The 18,787-nt window shown below is 59.2% G+C and carries 15 protein-coding genes and 1 pseudogene; 9 read left to right on the forward strand and 7 right to left on the reverse strand.

Going from position 1 to position 18,787, the window contains the following annotated elements:
* Positions 1 to 14 precede the first annotated feature (14 nt).
* Together JQ558_RS17100 and asnB are read left to right on the forward strand one after the other, a co-directional pair.
* Complete coding sequence (locus JQ558_RS17100) at positions 15 to 1,211, forward strand: glycosyltransferase (protein WP_212294323.1); 1,197 nt, start codon at positions 15 to 17, stop codon at positions 1,209 to 1,211.
* 13 nt (positions 1,212 to 1,224) lie between these two features.
* Entirely contained in the window at positions 1,225 to 3,189 is a 1,965-nt protein-coding gene (gene asnB, locus JQ558_RS17105; RefSeq protein ID WP_212294324.1) for an asparagine synthase (glutamine-hydrolyzing), read from the forward strand.
* Positions 3,190 to 3,201: 12 nt separating this feature from the next.
* Here asnB and JQ558_RS17110 read toward each other — a convergent pair whose 3' ends face one another.
* Positions 3,202 to 4,176: a lysylphosphatidylglycerol synthase transmembrane domain-containing protein gene (locus JQ558_RS17110; protein WP_212294325.1), complete on the reverse strand. Its 975-nt coding sequence runs from the start codon at positions 4,174 to 4,176 to the stop codon at positions 3,202 to 3,204.
* Positions 4,177 to 4,335: 159 nt separating this feature from the next.
* Between JQ558_RS17110 and JQ558_RS17115 the strand changes: the two genes are divergently transcribed.
* The 3 genes and pseudogenes from JQ558_RS17115 to JQ558_RS37265 form a co-directional block, all read left to right on the forward strand.
* Positions 4,336 to 5,619, forward strand: a complete 1,284-nt coding sequence (locus JQ558_RS17115; protein WP_212294326.1) for a nucleotide sugar dehydrogenase — start codon at positions 4,336 to 4,338, stop codon at positions 5,617 to 5,619.
* A gap of 13 nt (positions 5,620 to 5,632) precedes the next feature.
* Complete coding sequence (locus tag JQ558_RS17120) at positions 5,633 to 6,649, forward strand: NAD-dependent epimerase (protein WP_212294327.1); 1,017 nt, start codon at positions 5,633 to 5,635, stop codon at positions 6,647 to 6,649.
* A gap of 42 nt (positions 6,650 to 6,691) precedes the next feature.
* Positions 6,692 to 6,943, forward strand: a pseudogene (locus JQ558_RS37265) (sugar phosphate nucleotidyltransferase); the annotation flags it as partial.
* A 136-nt stretch (positions 6,944 to 7,079) separates the two neighbouring features.
* On the opposite strand, the gene JQ558_RS17125 reads toward JQ558_RS37265, so the two are convergent.
* Entirely contained in the window at positions 7,080 to 8,177 is a 1,098-nt protein-coding gene (locus JQ558_RS17125) for a DegT/DnrJ/EryC1/StrS aminotransferase family protein (protein ID WP_212294328.1), read from the reverse strand.
* A 141-nt stretch (positions 8,178 to 8,318) separates the two neighbouring features.
* Positions 8,319 to 9,380: a Gfo/Idh/MocA family protein gene (locus JQ558_RS17130; RefSeq protein WP_212294329.1), complete on the reverse strand. Its 1,062-nt coding sequence runs from the start codon at positions 9,378 to 9,380 to the stop codon at positions 8,319 to 8,321.
* 464 nt (positions 9,381 to 9,844) lie between these two features.
* On the opposite strand from JQ558_RS17130, the gene JQ558_RS38345 reads away from it, so the two are divergent.
* The 3 genes from JQ558_RS38345 to JQ558_RS17140 all read left to right on the forward strand — a co-directional run bounded on the left by JQ558_RS38345 (position 9,845) and on the right by JQ558_RS17140 (position 12,461).
* A complete protein-coding gene (locus JQ558_RS38345) occupies positions 9,845 to 9,943 on the forward strand; it encodes a hypothetical protein (RefSeq protein WP_409410533.1) in 99 nt (32 codons plus the stop codon).
* Between the two features lie 313 nt (positions 9,944 to 10,256).
* On the forward strand, positions 10,257 to 11,717 hold the full coding sequence (locus JQ558_RS17135) for a glycosyltransferase (RefSeq protein ID WP_212294330.1): 1,461 nt from the start codon (positions 10,257 to 10,259) through the stop codon (positions 11,715 to 11,717).
* A gap of 6 nt (positions 11,718 to 11,723) precedes the next feature.
* On the forward strand, positions 11,724 to 12,461 hold the full coding sequence (locus JQ558_RS17140) for a class I SAM-dependent methyltransferase (protein ID WP_212294331.1): 738 nt from the start codon (positions 11,724 to 11,726) through the stop codon (positions 12,459 to 12,461).
* A gap of 35 nt (positions 12,462 to 12,496) precedes the next feature.
* On the opposite strand, the gene JQ558_RS17145 is transcribed toward JQ558_RS17140, so the two are convergent.
* Together JQ558_RS17145 and JQ558_RS17150 are read right to left on the reverse strand one after the other, a co-directional pair.
* Positions 12,497 to 13,333, reverse strand: a complete 837-nt coding sequence (locus JQ558_RS17145) for an FkbM family methyltransferase (RefSeq protein ID WP_212294332.1) — start codon at positions 13,331 to 13,333, stop codon at positions 12,497 to 12,499.
* A gap of 128 nt (positions 13,334 to 13,461) precedes the next feature.
* Positions 13,462 to 15,213, reverse strand: a complete 1,752-nt coding sequence (locus tag JQ558_RS17150; protein WP_212294333.1) for a hypothetical protein — start codon at positions 15,211 to 15,213, stop codon at positions 13,462 to 13,464.
* A gap of 70 nt (positions 15,214 to 15,283) precedes the next feature.
* On the opposite strand from JQ558_RS17150, the gene JQ558_RS17155 reads away from it, so the two are divergent.
* Positions 15,284 to 16,705 (forward strand): hypothetical protein, encoded by a 1,422-nt coding sequence (locus JQ558_RS17155; RefSeq protein WP_212294334.1) that lies wholly within the window; start codon positions 15,284 to 15,286, stop codon positions 16,703 to 16,705.
* A 217-nt stretch (positions 16,706 to 16,922) separates the two neighbouring features.
* Here the strand turns inward: JQ558_RS17155 and JQ558_RS17160 are convergent, their stop codons facing one another.
* Positions 16,923 to 17,735 carry a class I SAM-dependent methyltransferase gene (locus JQ558_RS17160; RefSeq protein WP_212294335.1) on the reverse strand — a complete coding sequence of 271 codons (813 nt, stop codon included), beginning with the start codon at positions 17,733 to 17,735 and terminating at the stop codon, positions 16,923 to 16,925.
* Positions 17,736 to 17,897: 162 nt separating this feature from the next.
* On the reverse strand, positions 17,898 to 18,704 hold the full coding sequence (locus tag JQ558_RS17165; protein WP_212294336.1) for a class I SAM-dependent methyltransferase: 807 nt from the start codon (positions 18,702 to 18,704) through the stop codon (positions 17,898 to 17,900).
* Positions 18,705 to 18,787 lie beyond the last annotated feature (83 nt).

Genomic DNA, 18,787 nt, shown 5'->3' on the forward strand with positions numbered 1-18,787 from the left:
TTCGGGATAGCCGCATGCGCGTGCTGGTCGGGTACGCGCAATACACCGACCGGCTGTCTTACTACGATGATTGGCTTGACGCATTCATCCAGGCGCCGCAGTTCGATGTCCTGGGTGTCAACGTCGCGGATCCCGCAACAGGGGATAAACTGCAACGGCAGTTGCGTGAGGTCGACGCAGTGGTCCTGCTGCATTCGACCAATGGCGATACCACCGGCTATATCGAGCCGCACATCGAGGCGTTGGCGGGCCGCGCCGTCCCGCTGCTGACATTCGTTGGCAATGAGGTCAGCCTTCCGGGCTCGCCGATCGCTGACAAAAGGCAGCTGTTCGCCGCGCTCAAGCCGGAATTTGTTGCAACTCAACTTATGATTGAGTCAGGGCGATTCCTGTTCGGCGATTTCGCGACCCGGGACGTGGTCGCGATCCCGCATGCGCTCAATCCATCCGTGTTCCGGCCGGGCAGGGCGGCCGGTGCGAGACGGCTTGATATCGGAGCGCGGGCGGTCCGCTACCTTCCTCACCTCGGCGACGACGATCGCAACCGGCTGATGCAGTGGTTTGCGGCAAACGGAGTGGCGCGCGGCCTGCAGGTCGACATCTCGGACCAACGGCTCAACCGCGAGGGGTGGGCCAACTATCTGAATGATTGCAGGGGCACCGTCTCGACCGAAGCCGGAACCTGGTTCCTCGAACGGGACGACGCGACGGTCAATTCGATCCGCGACTATGTGCTCTCGACGCGAAAGGGATTTGTGCTTCGCAACGATTCGACGCTCCGGAATCTGGGTCACAAGATGCCGTGGTGGCTCAAATCGATCGCGCGCCATGTGATGCGACGAGGTCCTGTGCGCCATGAAGCTCTTGTCAATGAGCAACTGGACTACACCGATATCTTCGAACGGTTCTTCGCCGGCCGGGCGCGGCCGTTCCATCATGGCAAATGCATCAGCTCGCGGCATTTCGACGCCGCCGGCACCAAGACCTGCCAGATCATGTTTCGCGGCCGTTTCAATGACATCCTCAAGGCGGACGAGCACTATCTCGCGCTCGACCCTGATTTTTCAAACATCGATGCCGTGCTCGCCGCCTTCAACGATCCATCCAGGCGGCAACGCATCGCCGACGCAGCGTTCGAACTGGTGAGCACGCAACACACCTATCCGCAGCGGGTGCAGCAGGTCTATGACCTGCTTGCAGAGGCGGCCTAGGCGCATCATCGGCATGTGCGGGATTTCCGGCATTCTCAGGCGCAACGGCGCCAGCCAGGGCGGCCTCGGCGATTGCATCGAGCGGATGACGGCTGCGCTCGCGCACCGCGGGCCCGATGCGGGTAGCCGGTGGATCGACGATGCGGCGGGTATTGGTTTCGGTCATCGCCGGCTCTCGGTGCTGGACCTGAGCGCCGCCGGTGCTCAGCCAATGCAGAGCGATTGCGGCCGCCTGACCGTCACGTTCAACGGGGAAATTTACAATCATCTCGATATCCGGGCCGAGCTGGAGAAGAGCGGAGCCGCGCCGAACTGGCGTGGGCATTCGGACACCGAAACGGTGCTGTACGCCATCCGCCATTGGGGCGTCGCCGACGCGCTGCGCCGCTTCAACGGCATGTTTGCCTTTGCGCTGTGGGATGCCCGCGATCGGACGCTGACGCTCTGCCGCGACCGGTTTGGCGAAAAGCCTCTCTTCTACGGCTGGATCGGTTCCGACCTGGTGTTTGCGTCCGAATTGAAGGCCTTTGCTGCGCATCCAGGCTGGAGGCCGTCGGTCGACAAGGCCGCCTTGACCGCCTTCATGCGCTATTCCTACGTGCCGGCGCCATGGACGATTTGGGAGGGCTTTCGAAAGCTCAATCCTGGTTCGTGCATCACCTTCACGCCTGCTGCTGGGGCCGGCGATCTGCCGCGGCCGGAGCCGTATTGGTCGATGCGGGCCTGCATGGCCGCAGGACGACAGGAGCGCTACGCCGATGCTGGAGAGGCCGTAGCCGAGCTGGAGCGCCTGCTGTCACAAGCGGTCATGCGACAATTGCTGTCGGATGTTCCGGTCGGAGCATTTCTTTCCGGCGGAATCGATTCCTCGACGGTGGTGGCGCTTTTGCAGAAGCAATCGACTCGTCCGGTCAAGACTTTCTCGATTGGGTTCGCAGAGGCCTCATTCAATGAGGCGGCACATGCGAGCCGCATCGCCCGTCATCTCGGGACCGATCATACGGAGCTGACCGTCAGCCCTGCCGACGCAATCGGCATAGTCCCGAAACTGGCCGCCATGTATGACGAACCCTTTGCGGATTCGTCGCAGATCCCAACGCATTTGGTGGCCGCGCTCGCTAGGAGAAGCGTGACGGTTGCACTGTCCGGCGATGGTGGCGACGAGCTGTTCGGCGGGTATAACCGCCATGTTTGGGCCGCCCGAATGCATGCCGGCTTTTCCTCGCTACCTTCGGCGGCCAGGAGAGCAGTGAAGGGTGCGATCGATGTTGTTGCGCCGGAGCCGGCCAACACGATCGGAAATCTCCTCGGCAAGATCGGTCCCGAGCGCTACCGCACGCTTCGCGTGGGCGATTTGATGACCAAGGTGGGACGCGTTGTGGGAGCAGCGACCCCGGATGAAATGTATCGCTTGCTGTGTTCCGTGGAAGATCGTCCCAACAGCGTCGTTATAGGCGGCAAGGAGCGCGCAAGCTGGTTTGCTGAGGAGATGAATGAAGTCTCCGAGCCGATCGACGCACTCGACCAGATGACGCTGGCGGACGCGCTCAGCTATCTGAGTGACGATGTGCTGCAGAAGGTTGACCGGGCGTCCATGGCGGTCAGCCTCGAAACCCGCGTGCCGTTTCTTGACCGGGACGTCGCGGAGTTCAGCTGTCGCGTCCCGCCGTGGATGAAGGTCCGCAACGGTCAGGGCAAATGGCTCATTCGCCAGCTGCTGGATCGCCATGTGCCCCGAGAGCTGATCGATCGGCCAAAGACGGGCTTTTCCATCCCGCTCGATCAGTGGCTTCGTGGTCCGCTGAGGGAGTGGGCATCCGATCTGCTGGCAACCGAGAATCTCGGCCAGCGGGGCTGGTTCAATGCCAGGCGCGTCGGCGACGTCTGGGCTGACCATCTAAAAGGCCGGCGCAATCACGGGTCTTGGCTGTGGAATGTGCTAATCGCACAGTCATGGGCTGGCGCATGGTGCCGCTAACCCGCGAAGCCTTTATTCGATGGCCGCAGGGATGGGATCCTTGCTGCGATCCGCCTTCTCCGGACCCGCGATCCAGATCAACCCACCGATCGCGCCCGCGACAAACGCCGTCACGCCGGTCAACAGGGACACCATCGTTCCGTCCGATTGCACCAAGCCGGCATATCCGAAAGCAACCATCATGGTTGCCTCGCGCAGGCCCCAGCCGGCAATGGAGATCGGAAGCATGGTGATCAACACTATCGGAGGAACCAGCAGGAAGACCTGCTCGAAATCGGCACTGGCAAGGATGGCGCGCGCCGCGCACCAGGCCACGACCGTCGTCGCCACGTGGACGGCAAGCGAGAGCACGACGATTTTCGGGCCGGTGCTGCGGCTGAACAGAACCTGATTGGCGATGACCGCGCATGCATGCACGTGCTTTGTCGGCCACCATGTCTTCAACCATTGCCACTGCAGGCGGCCTAGAATGAGAAACCCGAGACCGGCCGTGATGGCAACGGCATCAACCACGACGAGCGCTAAGCGGCCCTGATGGTTTGCGATCAGTTGGTAGCTCCAAGGCAGGCTCAGCACGACTACCAAAGCAAGGGCGATCAGGCCTACCGCGCGGTCCACCAGGATGGAATAGGTAGCAAAGCGCCAGCCGGCGCCGGTGCGGTGAACCAGCCACAGGCGCATCGCGTCGCCACCGATCGTCGACGGCAGTGTCTGATTGAAGAATGTACCAATCATGTTGTAGCGGAATGCCTGGACGAGGCCAAGCGGCGCGTTGCAAAAGCGGGAGATTTCCTGCCATCGCAGCGAGCCCAGCAAAATCTGTAAGATGAGCACAGCAACGGCAAGCGCCATCCAGGCGAAGAACCAGCCGGCGCCGCTTTGCAGGAAGCGCACGCGGACCTGGCCGAAATCGATGCTGCGGAGCGCGAAATAGAGCAGCAGCCCCGAAATCAGGATTCGTGCAGAAAAGGACAGAAAACCGCGCATTCTGGGCCAGGCTGGGGCTTTTGGGAGAGGCAGGGCGACGATCAAAGTTAGACGTGTATTAGGGCCTAGGACGTGGACTAGCAATACCGTCTCCTTTGCTATTGCGATCGTTGCGCCCCAGAGGCTAAGAAGCTTCGACCGTTCAGGAGGAAGATTTCGGTGAAGCATGGGCGCAAGATCGCCGTCGTCGGGCTGGGTTATGTCGGATTACCGGTTGCGGTATCATTTGCGCGATCCGGCACCCCGGTGGTCGGCTTTGATATCGACAAGGAGCGCGTTGTCGAATTGAAGCAGGGCAATGACAGGACGCGCGAAGTGGAAGCTGATGAACTGAGTCACAGCTCACTCCTGTTCACGAGCGATCCCGCAGCACTCAAGCAATCTGACTTCTACGTCGTGACCGTACCGACGCCGATCGATGAAGCCCGCCGACCGGATCTGCGCGCGATGATTTCGGCATCGCGTTCGGTGGGTAGCGTACTGAAGAAGGGTGACATCGTCGTGTACGAATCCACCGTATACCCGGGCGCCGTGGAGGAGGACTGCGTTCCCATCCTCGAACAGGTTTCGAGCCTGAAGGCGGGTACAGATTTTGCGGTCGGCTATTCCCCGGAGCGGATCAATCCTGGCGACAAGCAGCATCGTTTCGAGACGATCATCAAGGTCGTCTCCGCGCAGGACGCCGAAACGCTGGACATCATCGCGGCTGTCTACGGGTCGGTCGTGACCGCCGGCGTTCACCGGGCGCCGTCCATCAAAGTGGCTGAAGCCGCCAAGGTGATCGAGAATACCCAACGCGATCTGAACATCGCCTTCATGAACGAACTGTCGTTGATCTTCCAGGCGCTCAATATCGACACGGCGGACGTGCTCGCGGCGGCGCGCACCAAGTGGAACTTCATGCCGTTCCAGCCCGGGCTCGTCGGCGGCCATTGCATCGGCGTCGATCCGTACTACCTGACGTTCCGCGCCGAGAAGGCCGGTTATCATCCCGAGGTCATCCTGGCCGGCCGGCGGATCAACGACGGCATGGGGCAGCGCGTGGCGCGCGAATGTGTCCGCCGCCTGTTGCTGCGGAAAACCCATGGCGGCGTGGTCACGGTGCTCGGCCTGACGTTCAAGGAGAACGTGCCCGATACGCGCAATTCGAAGGTAATCGATATCGTCCGCGAGCTTCAGTCGTTCGGCCTGACTGTCCAGCTCCACGATCCGATGGCTGACGCCGCCGATGCAAAGCAGGAATATGACGTCGCACTGACCGAGTTCGATGCCCTGCAACCCGCCGATGCTATCGTGCTCGCCGTTGCACATGACCTCTATATCGACGGGGGCTGGTCGCTGATCCAGCGGCTGCTCCGCGGCGGCGGCGGCATTGTGCTGGACGTGAAGACCAGGCTCGATCGCGCGTCGAAGCCCGCCGATATCGAGCTATGGCGACTGTGAGATCGGGGAACTGATGCCGACAGATGCGGTACTGGTGACTGGCGCGGCCGGCTTCATCGGATTTCACGTGGCCGAGCGACTGCTGTCCGAGGGACGCAATGTCGTCGGTTTAGACAACATCAACGACTATTACGATCCGAAGCTGAAAGAGGCGCGGCTCGATCGTCTCAAGCAACATGCCAATTTCACGTTCGTGAAGCTTGATCTCACGGATCGGGGCGGCGTCAAGGCGCTGTTCGAACAGCACCGCTTTGCGTATGTGGTGCACCTCGCCGCCCAGGCCGGCGTGCGCTACTCGATCGATCACCCGCACGCCTATGTCGACTCCAATATCGAGGGGTTCATCAACGTGCTTGAGGGCTGCCGGCATCATGGCGGCCGGCACCTGCTGTTTGCGTCCTCGTCATCGGTCTACGGCGCGAACAGCAAGCTGCCGTTTTCCGTGCACGACAACGTCGATCATCCAATCAGCCTCTATGCGGCCTCAAAGAAGGCCAACGAGCTGATGGCGCATACCTACAGCCATCTCTACGGATTGCCGACCACGGGCCTGCGCTTTTTCACGGTCTATGGCCCATGGGGCAGGCCCGACATGGCGATATTCCTTTTCGCAAAGGCGATCATTGAAGGGCAGCCGATCAAGCTTTTTAACCATGGCCAGATGCGGCGGGACTTCACCTATGTTGATGACGTTGCGCATGCCATTGTTCGCGTTCTTGGCCGCCCGCCGGAAGGCAACTCGACTTGGAATTCCGAATCACCCGATCCAAGTTCGAGCGCGGCGCCGTGGAAAATTTACAATATCGGCAACAATCGGCCCGAAGATCTGATGCACGTCGTATCGGTGCTCGAGAAGGCACTGGGAAAATCGGCAAAGCGAGAGCTGCTGCCGATGCAGCCGGGCGATGTTCCTGCAACCTATGCCGATATCGAGGACCTCGCTAGCGACATCGGCTTCAGGCCATCCACAACGATCGAGGAGGGCGTCGGCCGCTTCGTCAAATGGTATCGTGATTATCACGGGATCTGAGCCCGGCAGGCGCCCATGACCCGATGAGTCATTCCTCTGATTATGTGCGGCGGTGCCCGGAACGCGGTTGTGGCCGGCCTCGCGTGGGTTCGGCTGAAGCAATTTCTGCTCTTTTCGGAAAGCGCTCGACTTTCCGGGCTCCCTGACGCGCGTTTCGGACGCCGCGCTGTCTACGCGCCCGATCATCATCAGCAATGCGGCCTATCGCTTCCTGTACTAAAACAACTCGCCGAGATCGGCGCAGAGGCCAACGTGCCGCTGGAGTCGGCGCGGCGAAATTCCGGTTCCGCCATTGTGGTGTGCGACTCCGCGCGCGTCACCGTGAACGGCGGCCTGGCCAGGTCGGGAGGGACCTGCTCGCCGGCAGTCTGCTGTGGTGGTCTACCGCTAACCGTTCGTCTTCCGCTTGAGCCGAGAAGCGGAGGTCGCCTCAGAACTCGCGGACGCGGTCGATCACCTCGTCCAGTTGCGCGCGGGTGATCTCGGCAAACATCGGCAGTGACAGGATCTGCCCTTGGTCGTTCGACGCATGCGGAAACTGTTCCGCGCGATAATTGAAGCGGCTATAGGCTTCGAGCAGCGGCAAGGCGGTCGGGTAATGGATCGCCGTCTGTATGCCATGCGCGTTCAGATGCGCGGCGAGCGCGTCGCGCCGCGGATGCTTGACGGTGTAGAGATGATAGACGTGGCTGCGGTCGGGCGCGGTCTGCGGCACTGTCACGTCCTCGATCTGGTTGAGGCCCTCCTCGTAGACCTTCGCGGCATCCTGCCGCGTCTTGGTCCAGGCCGGAAGATGCGGCAGCTTGGCCGAAAGGATCCCCGCCTGCATGCCGTCGAGGCGGCTGTTGATACCCTCGATCGGATGCTGATGTTTTACGAGCCCGCCGTGTCGCGCCAGTTTGGTCATGTGTTCGGCCAGTCGCGCATCGTTGGTCACGACGGCGCCGGCATCGCCCATCGCGCCGAGATTCTTGCCGGGATAGAACGAGTAGGTCGCGATCGCACCAAAAGTGCCAACCTGCCGGCCTTTGTAACGCGCCAGGTGCGCCTGCGCGCAATCCTCGATAATCCAAAGCTTGTGTTTGCGCGCGATCGCCATGATCGCGTCCATGTCGGCGGGCTGGCCGTACAGATGCACCGGGATGATGCCGACCGTGCGCGGCGTGATCGCGGCCTCGATTGCTGCTGGATCGATCGTGAAGGTCACCCCGTCAGTGTCGCAGAACACGACGGTGGCGCCTGTATGGGTGATCATTGCCGAGGTCGATATCCACGAATGCGCCGTGGTGATGACCTCGTCGCCCGGCCGCACGTCGAGCGCCTTCATGGCGAGATAGAGCGCATCAGTTCCGTTGGCGCAGGACACGCAGTGCTTGACGTCGACAGCTTCTGCAAAGGCCCTCTCGAAGGCGTCGACATAGGCGCCGCGAATGAACGAACTATCGCGGATCACGCCGGCGATGGCAGCATCGATCTCGCCCTTGATCGTCTGATACTGCATGTTGAGGTCAGCAAATGGTACCGGCATTGTCGTTCCTATCGCTTCGGCTTCAGAAGGGCGTCGGGTTTCCCGCATAAACTCCGCTAGCTTCCGTGATGTCGTTTGTCACCCTTCACACGCGCGCCGCAGTCCACGTCGCGGATTCCGACCTTGAGCCGTTCCCGTTCGTCACGCGACGACACCGAGACGGCTGCGGCGCGGCGTGAAGCGCAGAGGTACTTCCTGCCCCGTTTCAATGGATTCGTAGAGCGCGGAAATCAGTTCCAGGCTCTTGCGGCCCTCGAGCCCATCAACCAGCGCCGCGCGCTGGTTGGTCAGGCAATCAATGACATGCTGATAATATGCCTGGTGACCGAAGCCGTAGACATTCGGCGGGTTGACCGAAAACTTCTCGATCACGTCCTTGTCGGAGGCAAGCTCGTCGACAAAGCGCCAATGCCGGATCTGGTTGACCGCGAAGCCTGCGATCTCGACCGTTCCTTTTTCGCCGAGGATCGAAAGCGAGCCCTCGAGATCGGTCGGGCGTATCGCAGTTGTGGCCTCGATGATACCGAGTGCGCCGTTCTTGAACCTTAGCGTGGCGACGGCAGTGTCCTCGGTCTCGATCTTGACGAGCGCTGTCGTCGAACGTGCGTGCACACTCACCACGTCGCCGAAAAACCATTCCAGCATGTCGATGTGATGGCTCGCCTGGTTTGTCAGCACGCCGCCGTCATAGGCCCAGGTGCCGCGCCATGCGTCCTGATCGTAATAGTGCTGGTCGCGACACCAGCGAACGCGCACGGTGCCGAGCAGGAGCTTGCCGAACCGGCCGGCCTCCAGCGCCTCGCGCGCCTTGACCACGGGAACGTTGAAGCGGTTCTGCTTGACGATGAACAGCTTGACGCCGGCCTCGTCGCAGGCGCGGATCATGTCGTCGGCGTCCTGCAGCCGCAACGCCATCGGCTTCTCCACCACGACATGCTTGCCGGCTTTCGCACAGGCGATGACGTGCTGCGGATGCATACCGCTCGGGGTCAGCACTGCGACCGCATCGATTTCCTTCCGCACCAGGAACTCGTCGATATCAGTGTGCGCCGGCACGCCGAACTTACCGGCGATAGCCTCGGCGCGCGCGGGAACGGAATCGCAGACGGCTACGAGTGAGGCGCCGTGGATCTGGCCGCCACCCAGGAGATCGGAGTGACGCTTGGCAATGCGCCCGCAGCCCAGTAAGCCGAACCTGATCATCAACGCTTCCTTTGGCCGCCGTCGTTCGGCGGGTAGAAATGGCGGGAACCGCAGGCGGTATAGACCAATGTTGCCCTTAAGCAAACCCCGCAAATACTCCTTGATCAACCGCTTTTTGACGAGGCGCTAGGAGCTCTATTCTCATTCTTGCGACCTGCGCGCGACGGCTATTTCTGCTACCGGTTCGTTTTGGAGTCGGTCACTCCGTGATGCCGGTGGAAATCGTTGCTAGCTGGCCGCAAGGCCGCCGGAGTCGGTCGTAGGGGGGCGGCGCCTTGATTGAAGCGGATCAATGCTTTCGCGTCAGCCTCGATCGCTTGAACGAAATAAACATTGAAATCCTTGGGAAGGCCGTTAGCATTCGACCGGGCGGCCTTTTTCGTTTTAACGTCACGTAGCACACTGCCCCTAGAAACGACTGCCTAGGTTCGCGCAAATGGGTGCTCCGCTTCACATGGCACGGCGTGCCGAAGGAGATAGGCCTTGGGAGTGCTAACGACGTCCCCCTGGCGGATGCTCGCGAAAAAGCGGCTGGTGCACGGCGGTCCTGGCAAAAGGTCTAAACCCCATTGATGAGCGCGAGAGGGATGACGGTATCCCGACCTTTGGTGGAATGGAAGCGACGCAAGCTAATGGAAGCCTGGGCGCCTACTGCGAGCCAAGATCTGCTGGTAGGGTCGTGCCGATACCGTGGAAGGCCATACGTTAAGGTCTTCAGTTTCGAAGCGGCCTCTTGAGCCACTTGGGCCGCCTTCAGCCAGATTTGGCTTACCAAACTTGCCTAATGCACGTGCCCGAGTCTTCGTTGTCGGATAGCCCGGTATGCTCTAACACACCGGGTAAGTACCACGCCGATCGATTTTTGCGAGTTGACATATGCCCGCCGTCGCTATCCCACCATCGAACTCGTCCACATCGCCGCACAAAGAAGCCATCCGCAAACTGCACGACGAGCTTGCGCCGGAACGCAATCGCTGGCTTCGCAAGGCGGCATTCTTCCACAGCGAGGACCTTCTCTATCTCAAGTTTCTCATTCCAGCTGGCAGCCGGATTCTCGAACTCGGCTGCGGTACCGGACATCTCTTAGCTGCCCTGAAGCCTTCCCACGGCGTCGGTGTCGACATAAGTTCCGGAATGATTGAGCAGGCTCGCCAAACCTACCCCGATTTGACGTTCATTCAGGGCGACATCGAAGACCCTACATTCATCAACTCGCTGTCGGGGCCATTCGACGTCATTTTGATAATGGATACACTCGGCGTGCTTGGCGATTGCCAGCAAACATTCGCCAACCTTCATCAGCTATGCGGCCGCGAGACACGATTGATCGTGGTGTATTTCTCGCATCTCTGGAAGCCAATCCTCAAGCTTGCGGAACTCGTTCGGTTACGTAAACCCCAACCGCCACAGAATGTGTTTTCGCCGCAGGCCGTCCATGATCTCGTGGCGTTGGCTGACTTTGAAGCAGTCAAAGCCGAGTTAAGGATGTTGTCACCGCTATGGCTGCTGGGTATCGGACGTTTTCTGAACAGATTTGTCGCGCCGGTTCCTGGACTTCGCTCTTTGTGCTTGCGGCATTACACGGTCTGCCGCTCACTTGTTAACAAGGATGACGGAATCCGTTCGGCGACGGTCGTCGTCCCGGCGCGCAATGAGCGCGGCAATATCGAGCAAGCGGTACTCCGCATTCCGCAATTTTGTGACGATATCGAAATCATTTTCGTTGAGGGGCACTCTCGGGACGGCACGTGGGAAGAGATTCAGCGCGTCATGTCCGCCTATCCCCAACACAACATCAAGGCAATGCGCCAGCCCGGGAAAGGCAAGGCCGACGCTGTTTTCGCGGCCTTCGATGTCGCACAGGGCGATGTGTTGATGATCCTCGACGCCGATCTCACCATGCCCCCGGAACAACTCCCCAAATTCTGGGAAGCAATCCGATCGGGAAAGGGCGAGTACATTAACGGCTCACGCCTCATCTATCAGATGGAGGACGAGGCGATGCAATTCCTCAACCTTATCGCCAACAAGCTTTTCTCTATTATCTTTACGTGGCTGCTATCCCAACGATTCACTGATACTTTGTGCGGCACCAAGGTGCTGCGCCGCAGTGACTACGAGAAGCTCAAGGCGGGTCGCGCCTACTTTGGTGATTTCGACCCCTTTGGAGACTTCGATATTATTTTCGGCGCATCGAAACTTGGCTTAAAGGTGGTAGAAATTCCAATTCGCTACGCCAACCGGACCTATGGCGAAACTCAGATTTCGCGGTTCCGGCATGGTGTTTTGCTGCTCCGGATGGTGGCTTTCGCGTTCTTTCGAATCAAAGCATTGTAGTCCCAAATGTCTGACGCTTTAGACAGCTATCGTTCGGCCTGGAACACAAAGCCGGTTCTCCGCCTGGTGTATGATGATTTCTACAACCGGATCGCGGGCATTTGCCGACTGGGAACTACGATTGAGATCGGCAGTGGAATCGGCAATCTGAAGGAAAAAATTGGAAATGTAATTTCCACCGACATTCAGTTTGCGCCTTGGCTTGATTGCGTCATGGATGCTCAAACCCTGCCGTTCGCGGCAAAGACTGCCGACAATATCGTCATGGTGGATGTTCTGCATCATGTTGAGTATCCCACCGCTTTCTTTGCCGAGGCGGACCGCGTATTGCGTCCGGGCGGACGGATCATCATGGTCGAACCCGCAATCACATGGGGGAGTAGTGCCTTTTACCGGCTCTTGCATCACGAACCGGTAGTGATGTCTGCCGATCCGCTCATTGTCGGCGCGCCGGATCCCAAACGGGATCCCTATGCGGCCAACCAGGCCATCCCGACGCTTCTTGCGACGCGGGACCGCGAGCGCTTCCATCGCCAGTTTCCGAGGCTACGGATCGACCGCGTTGACTGGTTTTCCTTGCTCGCATACCCGCTGACCGGCGGCTTCAAGCCTTGGAGCCTTGTATCCGAAGCGGCCGCTAGACGGCTGCTCCGAGCCGAACGGACCATTGAGCCGCTGATCGGACGGGCGTTGGCTTTCCGAATGATGCTGGTGGTTGAAAAAAGTGCCACCACCGATGACTAGAGGTCGGAGCCACACTTGCTTGCAATCAGATTTTTCTAGGCCTTGGCAATGACATTGATGCTGGCTCCATCGCGTGTGGAGTTCGTCATCTCGTCGATACCCAACTCGCGCCAGGCAGTATCCCGCTCATCATAAAAACGATATCCAAGCGGGATGAAATAGCTAAACAGTTCGCGCAATGATTTTCCGTGCTCTTCCAGGACGTACGGCGCAATTTCCATCACGAACACCGGCCGATCACGGCTCAGCATTTTCTCGGCTCCAGCAAGCACTTCGCATTCATATCCATCTACGTCGAGCTTGACGAGTGAAATCCGCACGTCGCCATTCTCAGCAAGCAATCCATCCAGACTGCGCGTCGGCAAGCCGTCGGTTGGCATCGGTTGGCCAAGGTGCTTTTGATGGAAATCCTTACCGCCCGTTAGCGGCCAGCTCGAATAGATTTTTGCCGGGGCTGAATCGGCATCGGCCGATCCGACAAAGCACTGGACCGCGGTCACCCGCTCGGGCAGACCCGGATTGAGCGAGAGATTGCGCTGTAGCTTATGAAACGCGAAAGTTGTCGGTTCGAACGCAAAAACCCGACCTTCGGGTCCGATCAAGCGCGCCATATGTAAAGTATGCGCGCCCACATTCGCGCCAATATCAAGTACGGTTGTCCCAGGCCTGACCAGTCGAGTGAGCGCTTTCGAAGTGGACGGCTCGTACCTTCCAAGGTAGATGGCGAAGTCGATGCCTTCGGCCAGATCCAGCTCGAAACGATTGCCGTTCCGATTCACGATGCAGCGGTCAGATTGTCCAACGACAGCACGCGCCCCGCGCACGAAGCGGTAAGCAATTTTTGCAAGCGCGATTTTTTGCTTGGTTTTCATGAGTTACGACGCCCGGTCGAAAGAAACATTGTACCTTGCGCTTCTAGAGCCGGCTTGGATTTGCGAGGCGGCCATAAGTGCTCGGTTGATGCGAAAGCTCGATCGTGAATATTCCATACACTGCCCCCTCATTTGCATAGCGGTTCAAAAGCAGATGCGATATCTTTGGCGAGATAGCCATTGGCTTGAATGCAAATTTCTTGCTTCGGTGTTGTCCGATCCACCATTCCTGCAACAACGTTCTGCCTGGTCGTTACCACCGCTACGACCACCGCCATCGCGATCACCGCCATATGCGCGGCGCGCGAAACGGCGACGCTTCGAAGTTGCGCCAGCGCCACTCCGAACGCCAGCAGAATCCACGGATCAACAAAAATCGAATAGACAGATGCAAAGGCGCCGTAACGAATATTGTCAATCCCGACCAGCAAAGATGTGAATGAAAGCAACAGGAGAAATTGCCACGTCACCTGCCAGCGACGGTAGATGGCAAGGATTACCGCACTGCCCGCGGTTATCCAGAACAGCAATCGATACGGTGATCCGAGCGGATTGCCGCCGAACCACTCTACCACGATATGCTTGCCGATCGCCGACACTATTGCCGTCGCGGCAGAGCCGAGCTGGTTCGGATCAGGTGTTCGGACATCCTTCTGGACCAAAAAAGCCGCCATGTGCTCGATGGGATTGGCATCGATTGGGAATAGCGCGGGATGTGGCCGGATAAACAGCAGCGACAATCCCACTCCGAATCCAAAGCAAATGAAGGTAGCCCCGATATTGGTTTGGCGAGAATCGACAGAAAACCACCGGCCATAGACGATCATACAGAGCATGCAGTAGGCGATGATTGCTGGGACGTATACATAACTAAGCGGCCCCAATTTTCCCACCGCCAACAGGAACGCTATCCAGGCCGGCGCCACGAGCACAAGAAGGGCCGCTTGTAAGCGATAAAGTTTGGCCGTGCTCCATTCGCGGGCTACTCCCACGCCGGTAAGGTATGACCTGCCGAACACGACCGCGAGCGCCGGAATCGCAAATAGCGTGAAAATGGCATGCACTTTGGTATTATAGGAGAGACTAGCCAACAGCCCCGCCAGTCCGAGCAACAGGTGCGTGTTCCAGCCTGACGACCGGCCAGCGAGGTGGAGGGCAACAAATGTCAGCCATAGGAAAAACGTCGCCAACAATTCCGTGCGAAGAAGGGTGGTTTGAGCAGACAGACCTTGGCCAAAAGCAAACATAAGCCCAACAAGCAATGCCGCAAACCAATCATGGGTAACGCGCCAAACTGTCAGGAAGAAAGCCGTCGAGAAAGCCAGACCCGTAACAAGACTGAGCAAGCGTCCAACGTTCACCAAATCTGCGAAGGCGGCGAGTTGATCCGGTGATGTACGCAAGGCGGATAGACTATAGATCGGCACTGCGTTTACGAGGTAGGCAAGTCGATAGACGACCGACAACAACGAGTAATAGATATAGCCATGATGCGCTGTGTCGCCCTGTGGGAGACCATCAGCTAACAACAGCGCCTGATAGCTGAATACGATGTCGGCATCCGGGTGAGAGAACGGCGCTCCGCCCCAGCGTTGATAATATGGGACGACCAGGGTGGCGATCGTGACTGCAAGCACTCCGGCCGCAGCTTTCGCCATCTTGGCCGCGGTCGGAGCGAGCATTAACGTGGCCTCCAGGTCATCCAAAAGGGGTGCGTCGGCTGAATAACAACGATTGGCATTCAACACCACCCCTGACGCATCTCGGGAAAAAACCTGCGGCTCGAACGGATTCGCTGATTGGGCGTCATTCTTCGGTGGCAAGTCTATCTGGGACAAATTCGCCCGCAAGGTAGCGCCCGCCGCAGCCTTTGGTAGCATTCGCCGGACTTGACTATTCGGATCACAACTGTCTCTGCTAATTCATTGATAGGCTAGGACAGGTATTCAAATGGGAATGCTCCGTGATGTGGCCCGCCGACTGCCGGAGCCCGTCAAGCAGCTCATCCGCTCTGCATTGCCGGTTCCGCCCGCGGAGCCGGCTCAGCCGGCGAAGGAGGACAAGACCCGTACTTACGTTGCTGCCGGAGCAGCCCCAACCCACAGTATCCACGACCTTGGGCCTCTCTCGGCCTTGTGGTTGCGAGAGACCATCGCGGCCTATAGCAACGGCTCTAAGGCCCAGCAGAACGCCACCAGCGTGGCCATCTTCAATGAGGTCTCGAAGTACCCCGGCGGCGCCGGCGACATCCTGACGCCCTACGTTGGAGCAAGGTACGGCAAGCACCCGTTGTACAAGCAAATAGCCGCCGCCCATATGCTTGGGACCGGTGACTATCGCGCGGCGTTCGATGCGCTGCAGGCCTTGGCCATCGAACGCAAGACACCGTTTGATGCAGCGATGGCGGCGTGGCCGTTGATGAGACCGGCGAGCCGCGAGCAGGAAGCGCTCGACTACCTTGACCGGCAATGCGAGATTTTCCCCGATGATCTCGTCTTGCGCGTCCATCTGGCGACCGCGCTTTATTGCACCCGACAGACCGCACGCGCGACGGATGAAATCACCCGCATCAAGGACGGGCTGGACGCGATCCTGTCCGACGGCTACGGGCAGCACCTAATCGAACTGCGTGCCGAACTTGACAAGGCGCTGCGCGACAAGACCATCTATCGCCGCTTTAACTTCGATGAAACTTCGTACCGCGAGGATCTGATCGACAACCACTGGGAGCCCTACTTCCATTGGATGACGACCCAGAGCGAACACGTCATGTTCGGCTGGCTCAACCGGTTGTTCGCGAACAAGCTTGCCGACCTCGGTGGCGGGATCGATGAGGTCTACAATTTTGGCGTGATGTGCGCCCAGCCGGATTCCGAGGCCGCCACGAAATTGCCGGGCACCAAATTCATCGGCGTAGACCGGCAGCGAACCACGGCCGCGCTCAACAAACTTGCTTATCCACTCCCAAACATGACGTTCTTCGGCGACGAGATCGAGAACGTCTTGGCGAGGCTGGCAATCGGCCCGACGCGCTCGTTGTTTCACGCGCGCACCACAACCCTTTGCTACCCGGAGAAGGTGCGCCAGCTCTATCGGACGTGCGCTGCAAAGGGCTTCAGGCGAATCGGGCTGTTCGAAAACATCGCGCTCAGTCACGACACCTATCGCTTCTATGACATGGGCGGCGATATCGAGAACGCCTCGACGATCTACAAGAGCGACCAGTTCATCCACGACTATCGGGTGCTGTTGGAAGAGGCTGGCTACCGGATCACGAAGGAAGAGCGGATGTTCTCACCGCTCATCACTCCATTCAGTGAGATAGATTTGGGCTCCGTTCATGTGTATCTGGAAGCCGAGTTGAACTTGTGAAGGGATCGTTTGCGTTCAATTACGGCGCTAATCCCCTCTTTTGCGGCAGCCCAGGCTGCCATGGCGGTGGGGCACTTGGCCAAGGCGGCAGAGGCGCAGACGGCGTTCTGATCATCCAGTACGCGCGTTGATCTTGCAGCGCTTGAACCGCTACTGCGGGGTTGGTGCACGCTGTTCATCGCCGATAGGACTGGTAGGCAATTTCCAAAGTCAGGACCTACTTCGTCACGAGTGCGTACAGATCGAGCCCGACCCAAGGCCCTAGCATTTCCACCCTCAGGCGGCGAGGAATGCGGTCGAAATGCCGATGTTCACCCATGTTTGTTCGAAAGATGTCGCATCGGGAAAATTCGGCAAGCATCTTGGTCAGGACTGCCTTTGAGACCATGACGGTCTCCGGTGCGGACTGGCCGGCGATGTTCGTGTCGTACTCTGAGGCTCCCCGCCTGCTCAGATGCAGCGGCGCACTGCCAGCAAGTGCGTACCGGAACGTGGTGATCGGGAACTTGATCCAACGAATATAGTTCGTCGCGTCATAGACCATGATCGTCGCGCGACCGCCGGGCTTGAGAACGCGCCGGACTTCATTGATGCCACGCTGCAGATTACCCGTGTGATGAAGGCAACCGATCGTCACAACATGATCGAAGGTGTCGTCCGGGAAGGGAATGTCAAGCGCTGAGCCTTCGATAGCCCGCCCTGGCAAGTGCGCAATATCGAGCCGATGATTGACCCAATGAACGGGCCCGCTCGCTATGTCGAGCCCGGAATAGTCGGTACCGGATGCAGCGAGCCGCTGCGAGACGGACCCGTAACCGAGTCCGATTTCAAGCACCTTCTTGCCAGCGAGCTCGCTGAAAGGAATGAAGCGGTCGAGGTAATAGTAAAAGCCGAAAAACCAGTCGTCGTATTTCTGGAGGGTCTCTGAGTCATGGCCGCGAAGTCCGAGGCGGGTTGCGGCAATCGTCCCGCATAACTCGTCCCAGAATTTTCGGTTGCTGACATCGATGGTTGCCTGGTTGCCCGTCATGAGATCCAAACTAGGGCCGCTGCCAAAAGATGGTCAAGATAGAAAGATTCGCAAATCCGGGCGCTGGCCTGTTTCCGAGCCTCGCAGCAAAGTAGGGCGCCAATCTTAGGCGCGCGCTTTGTAGGTACTGACCAGGACCAGCACCATAGGGTACGGACCGCGCTACTTGACCGCGGTCATGTAGATGTCGAGGCCGCCGATGCGCGGCCAGCAGGTGAGCAGGAGGTCATTGCGCGTCCGACGCCGGAACGGCCAGTCCGTCGTTATGTTCTGCCGGATCGCCTTGAAGCTTCCGAAGCGGCGGCACATGTGCCGCAGCGAGGTAACCGAAACGACATCGAGATGCGGGGCGACCTCGCCGGCCAAATTGGCGTCATAGATGCCGCGGTCCTTCGGTCGCGTGTCGAACGCGCCGCGGTGCCCGAATCGTTCACTCAACCACAGCCCAGCCGTCGCGCGCGGAGCGTCGTGCCAACGCCGGAACGAATAGGCGTTGTACACCATGACGATCAGCCGTCCGCCGGGGCGCAGCATCCGGTAACACTGGTCGATTCCTTTCGCCAGATCTCCGGTGTGATGGAGGCACCCAATCGTCACTATCATATCAAAACGATCGTCTGGAAATGGAGCGGAGAGAACAGACCCCTGTTGCGCCGTCTGGTCTCGCCCAATCTGCCGCAGCCGATCGTTTGCCATCGCGACCGGGCCGAGCGCGATGTCGAGGCCGGTGTAAGTCCCGCTCCGTTCCGCGAGGCGCTGGGCCACCGTTCCGTAGCCGAGGCCAATCTCGAGTACATCCTTGTCGCCCATTTCATGGAACGGGATCAGCAGGGGCAGATACGGATAGTGGCCGAAAAACCAGTCGTCGAACCGCTTGAGTGAGGCTTGCGAGCTATCCGTGACGCCGAGATGCTTCGCCATCTCCGAGCCGCACAGCTCATCCCAAAAGCGGGCGTTTTTCTGGTCCAAGGCGGCTACCGACATACTTCTAGGATGCCATATTGGTTGCAGTCGCGTCAATTGACGGTGTGCGTCAAATGCGTTCAATCGCG

This window comes from Bradyrhizobium sp. AUGA SZCCT0160 (genome assembly GCF_018130105.1).
Classification (GTDB): Bacteria; Pseudomonadota; Alphaproteobacteria; order Rhizobiales; family Xanthobacteraceae; genus Bradyrhizobium.

Coding starts and splice junctions, on each gene's coding strand:
- JQ558_RS17155 (WP_212294334.1), top strand. CDS start 15,284: ATGGGAATGCTCCGTGATGTGGCCCGCCGACTGCCGGAGCCCGTCAAG.
- JQ558_RS17145 (WP_212294332.1), bottom strand. CDS start 13,333: ATGAAAACCAAGCAAAAAATCGCGCTTGCAAAAATTGCTTACCGCTTC.
- JQ558_RS17120 (WP_212294327.1), top strand. CDS start 5,633: ATGCCGACAGATGCGGTACTGGTGACTGGCGCGGCCGGCTTCATCGGA.
- JQ558_RS17110 (WP_212294325.1), bottom strand. CDS start 4,176: ATGCGCGGTTTTCTGTCCTTTTCTGCACGAATCCTGATTTCGGGGCTG.
- JQ558_RS17125 (WP_212294328.1), bottom strand. CDS start 8,177: ATGCCGGTACCATTTGCTGACCTCAACATGCAGTATCAGACGATCAAG.
- JQ558_RS17160 (WP_212294335.1), bottom strand. CDS start 17,735: ATGACGGGCAACCAGGCAACCATCGATGTCAGCAACCGAAAATTCTGG.
- asnB (WP_212294324.1), top strand. CDS start 1,225: ATGTGCGGGATTTCCGGCATTCTCAGGCGCAACGGCGCCAGCCAGGGC.
- JQ558_RS17135 (WP_212294330.1), top strand. CDS start 10,257: ATGCCCGCCGTCGCTATCCCACCATCGAACTCGTCCACATCGCCGCAC.
- JQ558_RS17130 (WP_212294329.1), bottom strand. CDS start 9,380: ATGATCAGGTTCGGCTTACTGGGCTGCGGGCGCATTGCCAAGCGTCAC.
- JQ558_RS17150 (WP_212294333.1), bottom strand. CDS start 15,213: ATGCTACCAAAGGCTGCGGCGGGCGCTACCTTGCGGGCGAATTTGTCC.
- JQ558_RS17140 (WP_212294331.1), top strand. CDS start 11,724: ATGTCTGACGCTTTAGACAGCTATCGTTCGGCCTGGAACACAAAGCCG.
- JQ558_RS17100 (WP_212294323.1), top strand. CDS start 15: ATGCGCGTGCTGGTCGGGTACGCGCAATACACCGACCGGCTGTCTTAC.